At 67.9% G+C, this 9,834-nt stretch carries 8 protein-coding genes and 1 pseudogene; all 9 read right to left on the minus strand.

The window, feature by feature from the left end; translation table 11 throughout:
• Window positions 1-1,140 (minus strand): annotated as a pseudogene (locus tag AC27IO_RS16090) (chemotaxis protein CheW); the annotation flags it as partial.
• Between the two features lie 342 nt (window positions 1,141-1,482).
• On the minus strand, window positions 1,483-2,304 hold the full coding sequence (locus AC27IO_RS16095; RefSeq protein ID WP_498739650.1) for a curli production assembly/transport component CsgG: 822 nt from the start codon (window positions 2,302-2,304) through the stop codon (window positions 1,483-1,485).
• Between the two features lie 104 nt (window positions 2,305-2,408).
• Window positions 2,409-4,223, minus strand: a complete 1,815-nt coding sequence (gene aspS, locus AC27IO_RS16100) for an aspartate--tRNA ligase (protein ID WP_284405495.1) — start codon at window positions 4,221-4,223, stop codon at window positions 2,409-2,411.
• Between the two features lie 77 nt (window positions 4,224-4,300).
• Entirely contained in the window at window positions 4,301-4,921 is a 621-nt protein-coding gene (locus tag AC27IO_RS16105; protein WP_272565470.1) for a DUF502 domain-containing protein, read from the minus strand.
• 10 nt (window positions 4,922-4,931) lie between these two features.
• Entirely contained in the window at window positions 4,932-5,255 is a 324-nt protein-coding gene (locus tag AC27IO_RS16110) for an FmdB family zinc ribbon protein (protein ID WP_284408231.1), read from the minus strand.
• 62 nt (window positions 5,256-5,317) lie between these two features.
• Window positions 5,318-6,769: a high affinity choline transporter 1 gene (locus tag AC27IO_RS16115; protein WP_498739652.1), complete on the minus strand. Its 1,452-nt coding sequence runs from the start codon at window positions 6,767-6,769 to the stop codon at window positions 5,318-5,320.
• A 60-nt stretch (window positions 6,770-6,829) separates the two neighbouring features.
• Window positions 6,830-8,395: a ubiquinone biosynthesis regulatory protein kinase UbiB gene (gene ubiB / locus AC27IO_RS16120; RefSeq protein ID WP_498739654.1), complete on the minus strand. Its 1,566-nt coding sequence runs from the start codon at window positions 8,393-8,395 to the stop codon at window positions 6,830-6,832.
• A complete protein-coding gene (locus AC27IO_RS16125) occupies window positions 8,392-8,958 on the minus strand; it encodes a hypothetical protein (protein ID WP_272565475.1) in 567 nt (188 codons plus the stop codon). Before AC27IO_RS16125 ends, ubiB begins: the two co-directional genes overlap by 4 nt.
• A gap of 75 nt (window positions 8,959-9,033) precedes the next feature.
• Window positions 9,034-9,834: Tim44 domain-containing protein (locus AC27IO_RS16130; RefSeq protein ID WP_498739656.1), on the minus strand; the 801-nt coding region annotated here is incomplete at its 5' end.

A 9,834-nucleotide genomic window follows, 5' to 3' on the forward strand; every position in this document is an offset into this window, starting at 1 on the left:
CTGCAGGGCGCTGGCGAAGGCCAGCGCCGTCTTGCGGGCGGTGGCGCCAATCTCGGACAGCAAGGTCTTGGCGAATTGCAGCTCGCGGGGCGCCGCCGCGTCGCCACCGAGCTGGTGCAGGTCCAGCAGGCCGTTCCACACCGAGCGCTCCAGCGCCGACTGGATGGTGGCCGAGCGCGCCGGAATATCGCGCAGTTCCTGCGACAGCACATCGGCGTGGCCTGCCAGTTCGACGGGAAAAGCGTCGGCATCGCTCTGGGCCGCTTCGTCGAAGGCCACGTCCAGGGGAAGCAGCGCCACGCCGCGCCAGCCCGGCCCGGCATAACCCTGGAAACCCTCGGCGTCGCGCACGACCATCAGGTAGCGCCGGCTCGCATGGTGGATCGGTTGCACACCGGCGGCCGCGGCCTGCGGCACCGGCCAGCCGGCCGGCAGCTGCAGCGGGTCGCTGGACACCAGCACGCGGCCCTGGCCGTCCGTGAGCGCGAGCACGGCGTCGCAGCCCTGGCCCTGCGGGCGACCGCCGTCCTGCACCGAGGCGAAGATGGCCGGCATTTCGTCGGCCAGCTTGAACTGCAGACACAGCACACCCGCCGCATGCCCCTCGAAATCCACGCGCCGGGCGTACATGAGCGTCTTGCCAGCCTCGCCGCTGAAACCGTGCACCGCGTAGTGCTCGGCATAGGGCGCATGGCTTTGCAGCACCGACAGCAGAAACGCCTGGTCAGCCTGCCGCTGCGCCTCGGAGGCGATCGGCTCCACCGCATGCAACTGGGCGCACGGCCGGCCAGCGGTGTCGAACAGGAAGATGTTGCCGTAGACCGTGTACTTGTCGGCGTACTCGCGCAGCCGGGCGGCGATGGCGGGGCGGGTGCCGGGGTCGGGATGTCCCAGGAATTCGGCCACGCCCACGTCGGTGGCGAAAAAGCCGATGTCGGCCGTGCGCTCGAAGAGGTTGCGCACCAGCACATCGATGCAGACCTGGGCGCGCGAGGCGAGATCGCTGATCCGGTTCTTGAGCGCCTCGCCGGCCAGACCGCGCATCAGGTCGGCCGACAGCGCGGCGAAGTCCCTGCGGGCCTGCGCCAGATCATGGCCGGAGGAGGCCTTGGACGACAGCAGCGACAGGGATGACAGCAAGGACAGGTGGTCCCATGCGTTCTCGACCAGTCTCAATTCCTGTCGCTGGTGCTGCGCCGCCGGCATGTACCGTAACCATTGCTCGGGGGTGGCCAGAAAGGGAGACGCGTGAGACACAGGAAGTCCTTTTGCCTGGGCGATGGCCCAGATTGTGATGCATGCATGGCGCAAACCGCATGCCATCGGCATGGGGTTTGCCCTCTGCCATCCAGGCAGGGCCTGCACGACGGGGCCGAAGACAGCAGCACAATGCGTGCCACACCCCCGCACCCTGTTCCGCCTTCCCTGCCCCATCACCCACTCGGGCGACCCGGTGCCCCCCGAGTCGCTGCGCCCGGCGCGTCAGCGTCCCGAGGATTGGCGTGCCGTGGCCACGGGCGGCGGCATTTCCTTGGCCTGCAGCGCGCGCACCTGCGTGACGAGCTGGTTGTGCGCATCCAGGAAGGCCGCGGCGATCACCTTGCCCTCGTTGGTATTGCTCCAGCCCGCGCCGGCCGCCCCGCCCAGCTTGCCGAACACCAGCCCGCCCACGCCCAGGTCGGTGGACCGCGCCGCACCGGTGGAGGCCGCCACCTGCTCGGTGGTCTCGTTGTCGGACAGCAGCAGGGCCGTCTGCGCTTCCTTGAACTTGACCTGCTCCACCAGGCCGGCCAGGCCCGCGATGTCGCGCAGCACCGGGATCATGGCGATGACGCCGGACAGCCCGCGGCCCGCGTCCTGCTCGCTGAACGTGAGGCTGGGCGTGAGCGTGTACTGCGCCTCGTAGCCCCGGCCCTTTTGCACCGTGGAGTTCTTGCGCAGAACGCCCGCGTCCTTCAGGTCCTGCTCCTGCACCGTGCCCCGCAGGCCGGCGGAACGGTCCACCACGCGAAAGCAGCCGCTTTGCTGCGCCAGCAGCTTGATCAGCGGCACGGGCGAGGCCGGCAGTTGGTAGCCCGACCCCATGACGTAGCCGTTCGGGTTCTCGGCCAGCGCCAGCGTGGCCACGGGCGCGTCGCAGCGCACCAGTTCGCGCGCGGCGTTGCGCGCCCCTTCCGGGCCGGCCGAGCCGGTGACGACGGAGCCGCCCTGCCCCAGCTCGGTCTTTTTCTCGCCACAGCCGGCCAGCGCAGCCACCAAGGCCAGCAGGGTCACGGAGAGCCGGGTCACTTTGCGGGTTTGCATCAACGCGTCCTTCAATGAAAAAAGCGGCAGGAACATGACGCTCCTGCCGCTTGGGGGTCCATCGCTTCAGCGGTCCCGGGGGATCGGCCGTGCGCCTGGACGGATCAGGCCGCCTTGACGGCGTCGGGGTTGCGCAGGCGGATGTGCAGCTCGCGCAGCTGCTTTTCGTCCACCGGGCTCGGCGCCTGCGTCAGCAGGCACTGCGCGCGCTGCGTCTTGGGGAAGGCGATCACGTCGCGGATCGACTCGGCGCCCGTCATCAGCGTGACGATGCGGTCCAGGCCGAAGGCCAGGCCGCCATGCGGTGGCGCGCCGTACTGCAGGGCGTCCAGCAGGAAGCCGAACTTCTGCTGCGCTTCCTCGGGCGTGATCTTGAGGGCATCGAACACCTTCTGCTGCACGTCAGCGCGGTGGATACGGACGGAGCCGCCGCCCATCTCCCAGCCATTGAGCACCATGTCGTAGCCCTTGGAGATGCACTTTTCGGGTGCGGTGACCATCCAGTCCTCGTGGCCGTCCTTGGGCGCGGTGAAGGGATGGTGCACGGCGGTGTAGCGCTGGGAGTCCTCGTCGAACTCGAACATCGGGAAGTCCACCACCCACAGAGGCGCCCAGCGGTCCTCGAACAGGCCGTTCTTCTTGCCGAACTCGCTGTGGCCGATCTTGATGCGCAGCGCGCCGATGGCGTCGTTGACGACCTTTTCCTTGTCGGCGCCGAAGAACAGCAGGTCGCCGTCCTGGGCGCCGGTGCGCTTGAGGATCTCGGCGATGGCCGCGTCATGGATGTTCTTGACGATGGGCGACTGCAGACCGTCGCGCCCCTTGGCCAGCTCGTTGACCTTGATGTAGGCCAGGCCCTTGGCGCCGTAGATCTTCACGAACTCGGTGTAGCCGTCGATCTCGCCGCGCGAGAGGCCGCCGGTCTCGCGCGCGCCGCCGGGCACGCGCAGGGCCACCACGCGGCCGCCCTTCATGTTGGCAGCGCCCGAGAACACCTTGAAGTCCACGTCCTTCATCACCTCCGTCAGCTCGGTGAATTCGAGCTTCACGCGCAGGTCGGGCTTGTCGGAGCCGTAGCGGTAGGCCGCGTCCTGGTACGTCATGACCGGGAACTCGCCCAGGTCCACGCCCAGCGTGTTCTGGAACACCGTCTTGATCATGCCCTGGAACATGTCGCGGATGTCCTGCTCTTCCATGAACGACGTTTCGATATCGATCTGGGTGAACTCGGGCTGGCGGTCGGCGCGCAGGTCTTCGTCGCGAAAGCACTTGGTGATCTGGTAGTAGCGGTCGAAGCCAGCCACCATCAAGAGCTGCTTGAACAGCTGGGGCGACTGCGGCAGCGCGAAGAACTGGCCGTCGTGCACGCGGCTGGGCACCAGGTAATCGCGCGCGCCTTCGGGCGTGCTCTTGGTGAGCATGGGGGTTTCGATGTCCACGAAGCCGTTGGCGTCGAGGAACTTGCGCACCTCCATCGACACGCGGTAGCGCAGCATCAGGTTGTTCTGCATGTACGGGCGGCGCAGGTCCAGCACGCGGTGCGTGAGGCGCGTGGTTTCCGACAGGTTTTCCTCGTCGATCTGGAAGGGGGGCGTGACCGAGGGGTTGAGCACGTTCAGCTCATGGCACAGCACCTCGATCTTGCCGCTCTTGAGGCTGTCGTTGGTCGTGCCCTCGGGGCGCGCGCGCACCAGGCCCTTGACCTGCACGCAGAACTCGTTGCGCACGCCTTCGGCCGTCTTGAACATCTCGGCGCGGTCGGGGTCGCACACCACCTGCACGTAGCCTTCGCGGTCGCGCAGGTCGATGAAGATCACGCCGCCATGGTCGCGGCGGCGGTTCACCCAGCCCGCGAGGGTGACGGTTTGGCCCAGGAGGGCTTCGGTGACGAGACCGCAGTAGTGGGAACGCATGGCCATTGGAGAGTCTTCCTGCGCCCTCGTGGAGCGCGACAAGGTTTCCGCACGCCCGCGGCAAGCGGGCATGCGACGAGGTGTTATCGGGAATCGGGCGGCGTGAGATCCGGGGGTGCGACCACCCCCATGGAGACGATGTACTTGAGTGCCGCATCGACGCTCATTTCGAGCTCGATGCAATCGCTCTTGCGCAGGATCACGAAGTAGCCGCCCGTCGGGTTGGGGGTGGTGGGAACATAGACGCTCACGTATTCATCGCGCAGGTAGGCCGCCACTTCGCCGCTCGGCGTGCCGGTGATGAACGCCACCGTCCACACGCCCTCGCGCGGCCACTGCACCAGCACGGCGGTGCGAAAGGCGTTGCCGCCCTCGGAAAAGAGCGTGTCCGACACCTGCTTGACGCTGGAGTAGATCGAGCGCACCACCGGGATGCGGCTCACCAGGGCATCGCCCCACTCCACCAGCTTGCGCCCCGCGAAGTTGCTGGTGAGCGCGCCCACCGCGAGCAGGATGCCCAGGGTGAGCAGCACCCCGAAGCCGGGAATGTGAAAGCCCAGCAGCTTGTCGGGCTGCCAGGAGCCGGGCAGGATCTGCAGGGTCTGGTCGAGCGTGCTCACGATCCAGTTCAGCACCCAGGCCGTGATGACGCCGGGAACGATGACCAGAAGGCCGGTGAACAGCCATTTGCGCAAAGCGGACATCCGGGGCCGTTCAGTTCTTCTTGGTGTCGGAACTGCTGGCGGCCGGCGCGGGCGCCGGGCTGGCGGATTCCTTCTTGGGGGCGCTGTCGCTGGCAGGCGATGCGGCGGCGGGGGCCGTGGCGTCGGGCTTGGAGCCGCCCGCACCGCTGTTGCCGCCCCGGAAATCGGTCACGTACCAGCCCGAGCCCTTGAGCTGGAAGCCGGCCGCCGTCACCTGCTTGGTGAAGGCCTCGGCCCCGCAGGCCGGACACACCGTGAGGGGGGCGTCCGAGATTTTTTGCAGCACATCCTTGGCGTGGCCACAGGAACCGCATTTATAAGCATAGATAGGCATCTTGAGCGTGTGCGATGGAAAGTGCAAAACCTTCAATTATAGGCACCGCGTCCCAACCCCCTTCACGCCTGCTCCACCCCTGCCACCGGGTGGTGCGATGCATGCACGTTGCGCAGCCCCTGCGGCGCCAGCGAACCGATCAGCATGCCCGCCGTGGCGGCCAGCACGCCCGCCAGCTGGGCCGGGAACACGGCGCCGGCCGGCGTGGCCAGGAACAGCAGCCACGACGACAGGCCCGCGATGATGGCCAGGATGGCGCCCTGGGTCGTCGCGCGCTTCCAATAGAGGCCGAAGACCAGCGGCACGAAGGCGCCCACCAGCGGCACCTGGTAGGCACCCGACACCAGTTCATAGATCGACGTGCCCTGCATGTGGATCGAATAGGCCAGCACCAGGGCGCTGAACACCAGCGTGCTGATGCGCATGGTGCGCAGGCGGTCGCTGTCGGTGCCGTCCGGGCGGAACTGGCGCCAGATGTTCTCGGTGAATGTGACGCTGGGCGCCAGCAGCGTGGCCGAGGCCGTGGACTTGAGGGCGGACAGCAGCGCACCAAAGAAGAACACCTGCATGATGAACGGCATCTTCTGCAGCACCAGCGTGGGGAGCACCTTCTGCGGGTCGTCCTTGAGCAGTTCGGCCGTTTCGGTCGGCATGATGATGAGCGCGCTGGCCACCAGGAACATGGGCACGAAGGCGAACAGGATATAGCAGATGCCGCCGATCACCGGGCCGCGCGTGGCCGCCCGGATGTTGTTGGCCGACATGACGCGCTGGAACACGTCCTGCTGCGGAATGGAGCCGAACATCATCGTGATGCCCGCCGCGATGAAGAACAGAATGTCGTGCAGCTTGGGCTCGGGCAGGAAGCGGAACAGGTCGCGGCTGCTGGCCAGCTCGATCACCTTGTCCGCCCCGCCGGCCATGTTGCCGGCGAAGACGGCGATGATCGTGAGCCCGCCCACCAGGATGATCATCTGGATGAAGTCCGTCACCGCCACCGACCACATGCCGCCGAACAGCGTGTAGGCCAGGATGGAGACCACCCCGATGGTCATGCCCATCGGAATGCTGATGGCACCGCCGGACAGCAGGTTGAACACCAGGCCCAGCGCCGTCACCTGCGCCGACACCCAGCCCAGGTAGCTCAGCATGATGATGAGCGAGCACACGATCTCGACCGCGCGGCCGTAGCGCTCGCGGTAGTAGTCGCTGATGGTCAGCAGCGTCATGCGGTACAGGCGCGCCGCGAAGAACAGCCCCACGAGGATCAGGCAGAAGCCCGCGCCGAACGGGTCTTCCACCACGTTGCCCAGCCCGCCCTCGATGAACTTGGCCGGAATGCCCAGCACCGTCTCGGAGCCGAACCACGTGGCGAACGTGGTCGTCACGATCATGTACAGCGGCAGGTGCCGCCCGGCGATGGCGAAGTCCGCCGAGTTCTTCACCCGCCGCGCCGCGAGCAGGCCGATGGCGATGGTGATCAGCAGATAGACAATGACCAGGGTCAACAGCACGGCATGCTCCTCGTATGTCGCGTAGGGAGGGGTAGGGGAAAGGGAGGGGTCGGAAAAAGGCTAGAAGAGCCGCACGCGGATCAGCAGCTGCATCGCCAGCAGCCCCAATACAAATCCCATGCCACCGTAGATCAGGCTCTGCAGCAGGCGGTTGGTGCGTTTTTGCGCGGCCAGCAGTTCCAGCAGCTCGCGCCGGTGGTCGTGCGGCCGCTCGCGCAGGTAGCCGTGCAGCAGGCGCGGCAGCTCGGGCAGCATCTTGGCAAAGCGCGGCGCCTCGGCGCGCAGCTCGCGCCACAGGCGCTGCGGCCCCATCTGGTCGAGCATCCACTTTTCGAGGAACGGCTTGGCGGTGCTCCACAGGTCCAGGTCGGGGTCGAGCTGGCGTCCCAGCCCCTCGATGTTGAGCAGCGTCTTTTGCAGCAGCACCAGCTGCGGCTGGATCTCCACATGGAAGCGCCGCGAGGTCTGGAACAGCCGCATCAGCACCATGCCGAGCGAGATCTCCTTGAGCGGGCGGTCGAAGTACGGCTCGCACACGGTGCGGATGGCCGCCTCCAGCTCGTTCACGCGCGTGGTGGCCGGCACCCAGCCGCTTTCGATGTGCAGCTCCGCCACGCGCTTGTAGTCGCGGCGAAAGAACGCCGTGAAGTTCTGCGCGAGGTACTCCTTGTCGAACTCGGTCAGCGTGCCGACGATGCCGAAGTCCAGCGAGATGTAGCGCCCGAAGGTCTCCGGCTCCAGGCTCACCTGGATGTTGCCCGGGTGCATGTCGGCGTGAAAAAAGCCGTCGCGGAACACCTGGGTGAAGAAGATCGTGACCCCGTCGCGCGCCAGCTTGGGGATATCCACCCCCGCGGCCCGAAGGCGTTCGATCTGGTTGATGGGCACGCCCTTCATGCGCTCCATCACCAGCACCTCGGCATGGCAGAAGTCCCAGAGGATCTCGGGGATCAGCACCAGTTCGAGCCCCTGCATGTTGCGGCGCAGCTGCGCGGCATTGGCGGCCTCGCGCACCAGGTCCAGCTCGTCGTGCAGGTAGTTGTCGAATTCGGCCACCACCTGGCGGGGCTTGAGCCGCTTGCCGTCGGCCGACAGGCTCTCCACCCAACCGGCCATCAGGCGCATCAGGCCCAGGTCGTTCTCGATCACGGGCAGCATGCCCGGGCGCAGCACCTTGACGGCCACCTCGCGCTCCACGCCCTTGCGGTCGCGCACGACCGCGAAGTGCACCTGGGCGATGGACGCGCTGGCGATCGGCACCCGGTCGAACGACACGAACACCTCAGCCAGCGGGCGGCGGAAGGCGCGCTCGATGGTGGCCACTGCCACGTCGGGATCGAAGGGCGGCACACGGTCCTGCAGGTGCGCCAGCTCGTCGGCGATGTCGGGCGGCATCAGGTCGCGCCGGGTGGAGAGCACCTGGCCGAACTTCACGAAGATCGGGCCCAGCCGCTCCAGCGCCTCGCGCAGGCGCTGTCCGCGCGGGGCGTCCAGGTTGCGGCCGATCGACACGATGCGCGCCACCAGGCGCAGCCAGGGCTTCTGGAAGCTCGTCAGGACCAGCTCGTCCAGCCCGTAGCGCAGCACCACCCAGACGATGGTGACGCCGCGAAGGAAACGACTCATGGTGCGAATCGGTCGGTACCGCCGGCCTCGCCGGCGGAGGACGCCCGGCGTGCGCCGACGAACTGGCGCAGCGCCTGCGCGGCGCGGCGGGCCGCCGAGCCGATGGCATGGGCCGGCGCATCGCCGATCACGCGGGCCAGGTCTTCCTCGACGTCCCAGCGCACATGGTCCACCAGCCAGTTGATGTCGGCGGCCAGCTGCACGTCGCCTTCGATGCGGATGCCGGGCTTGTCACCGCGCAGCGCGGTCTGGGCCAGCGACAGGGGGGAGGTTTCGATCACCTCCAGGCGCAGGTCCGGCACCTGGCCCTCGGGCGCCAGGTCGAGCAGCCCGGCCGGGGTGATCTGCAGGGCCATGGAGTAGACCCGCCACTGCACCCGCGCCACGCGCCCCTTCTGGCGCACGAGGCGGTCCATGGCCTCGGGCTCCTGCATGAGCACGTGGTTGAGGAACAGCACCAGGCGGTGCTGCACCTCGTGCACCAGCCACTGCGGTGGCTGCGGGCCTGCGGCGATGCGCTCGAAAAGCCCATCCAGGAATGAAAAAGGGGACTGTGTTGCCATAGTCCCCGATTATTCCCCGAACTGGGCGCGGCACCGAGGGCTTTACCCCCGCGCCCGCCGCGCCATTGCGGCCGGTTACTGCAGGGCCTGCACCCCGGCCACCAGCCAGCCGCTGCCGCCACTCTTGGGCTTGGTCATGTTCCACACCTCGCGGAACGGGCTCGGGCCGGCCGAGAGTTCCTCGCGGATCATGCCGGAGAACTCCACGCTGGCCATGTAGCCATCGCCCAGGTCCTCGATGCCCAGCAGCTGTGCCTCCAGCATGACCACATCGGTGTGGTTGGGCTGGCTGGCGCCGCGCAGCGACTCGCGCTCGCTCAGCTGGGTGCGGATCTCCTCCACCATGCTGTCCGTCATCATCGAACGGAGCGCGGCGATGTCGGAACGGTCCCAGGCGCCTTGCAGCGTGATGAAGTTGCGCTTGGCCGCGGTCAGGAAGCCTTCGGTGTCGAAGCCCTCGGGCACGCCCCAGTTCTGCGAGCCGGCCAGCGCCGAGCCGATCACCACGCCGGAGCCACCGCCGCTCTGGCGCGAGGCGTCGAAGGCCATGCTGCTGCGCTCGAAGGGCCGCGCGGAGGCATCGTTGCCCACGTTCTGCGGACTGTACTGGCGGGGCATCTGCGCCTCGGCCGGCGAAGCGGCACCGCCGCCGGCGCCCTGGAAGGCGAAGGGCGAATTGCCCGCGCCACCGCCTTCGGCGGGCTTGCGCGACCGCATGAACATGCGGAACACGGCGAAGGCCCCCAGCGCCAGCAGCGCGATCAGCAGGAACTGGCCGAAGCCCGCGCCCAGGCCGAGCGAGTGGGCCAGCCAGGCCAGGCCCAGGCCCGCGGCCAGGCCGCCGAGCATCGCGCCCCCAGGGCTTCTTGGCGGCCG

This window comes from Acidovorax sp. KNOB132 (assembly GCF_057541515.1).